This is a genomic window from Pseudomonas sp. Irchel s3h17 (assembly GCF_900187505.1).
GTDB lineage: Bacteria > Pseudomonadota > Gammaproteobacteria > Pseudomonadales > Pseudomonadaceae > Aquipseudomonas.
This window is the reverse complement of the sequence record NZ_FYDL01000040.1, coordinates 1-1,578: the sequence shown is the minus strand read 5'-3', so window position 1 is coordinate 1,578 and position 1,578 is coordinate 1. Positions and strand designations below refer to the sequence as shown.

Annotated in this window: 1 protein-coding gene; it reads right to left on the bottom strand. The window is 66.7% G+C overall.

Going from position 1 to position 1,578, the window contains the following annotated elements; all coding sequences use genetic code 11:
- Positions 1-1,578 (bottom strand): T6SS effector BTH_I2691 family protein (locus tag CKW25_RS26775; RefSeq protein WP_172736659.1); only part of this gene is annotated, 1,578 nt, incomplete at both ends.

Genomic DNA, 1,578 nt, shown 5'->3' with positions numbered 1-1,578 from the left:
TCCCACCGCTACCGCCCCCAGCTCCAGCCCGGCAGCGGATACCGCGACGATCGCCGCCATCAGTTCGATGTATTCCCGGGTGCCCTTGTCGTGCTTTTGCGCCCTGCGCATCAGGTTCATCACTTCCAGTATCGCCAGCGTGGTGCCGAGCCGGACCTCCAGCATCGGCCCGGCAGCCCCGGCTGTCAGGGCATTGCCGAAGCTTTGTTGTGCCGCGCGCGCCATCCTGGCTTTGCCCCCGGCGGTCAGCGGGGCATGGTGGGTCTCCAGATGCAGTTGCGCCCCCAGCGTCCCCAGCCGGGCGCGGAACACCAGGGCCAACGCGGTGTTGACGGGACCGTCCAGCAGGCGGGCCGGACCGCTGCGCAGCAGTTGGGTGCCGAAGGTGTGGGTCAGCAGGACGGCGCCGCTGAGCCGGAGGTTGGAGGGCGGCGTACTGAAGTCGAGTTCACCGACCAGGGCATGACTCTTGTCGTAGACTTCGACCAAGGGCTTGACCAATGCCAGCAGTGCATCGCCGTCAAGGGACGGTAATTGCGCGCGCTGCGCCAACAACTGGTTGATCGGCTCCAGTGCGCGGGCCTGGTTTTGCGCCAGTCCTCGCCAGTACCAGTTGCCCGGACTGACGCTGTCGGCCTCGCTCCAGCGGTCGAGTTGCGCATCACCGGCCGGGGTGCTGTTGATTCCGGACACGGCCACCCCGAGCTGGGCTTCGAAGGCCAGGCCGTTGCGGCTGTCGTGGCGGTCATAGCAGGCAAAGGCGTCCTCCAGGGCCGCACTGTTGAGCCAGCGCAAATGGTCGGCCGCGCGTTGGTTGTTCAGGGCATCCGCGCGATCGACAGCGGCCTGGTAGTGCGCCAGGAAGGCCTGGCGCCGGGGTTCGTCGATCGAGTCGGCATAGTTGTCGTCCCAGCTTTTCGAGCGCGCCTGGGCAATGTCCCGTTGCTCCTGTTGTTGCTGGTCGTGGGGATTGCGGTAGCTGCGATAGCGGCCGGACGAGGCGCTGAGCATGTGGGCGTTGCCCAGGGCGTACTCGTGGTCGGTGTAGCGCACGCCGAGGGTGTTGGCGTGCGCCGTGTAACCCTGTTCGGCCTGTTCGGCGAGGGTGGTTTTCAGGTTGTCGAGGGCAAAGGCGATGGTGTGTTTGCGCTGGTTGCTGATGCCTTCGCTGTCGGTGTCTTGCATGAACGCGTCAAGCGCGCCGGCGGCCGCGTTGCGCCAGGCATTGAGCTCCTGGGTGATGCCGATCGGGTCATCCAGGACCACCGCAAACCCCTGGGCGCTGAGCGTGTCGGGGGCCAGGCGCGAGACCATCAGGTCGAGTACCGGGAACCCGCTCGGCGGCGGGAACAATTGCCCGGCCAGGGCCGTTGCCAGCGCGACTGCGTTGTCGGCGACGACGCTCTCCAGTTGCTCGACGGTGAGCACGTGCTCTGAGTAATGACAGCTCTGGATCAGTTGGCGGATGTCCAGTTGCCGCAGGGTGTCGCGCAGGCGTTTCTGGCTGCGGATCTCGGCCAGCATCCGGGGGGTCAGCAGGTCCGGGGTGAACAGCAGGCGCGCTGCGTCGACGGCTTC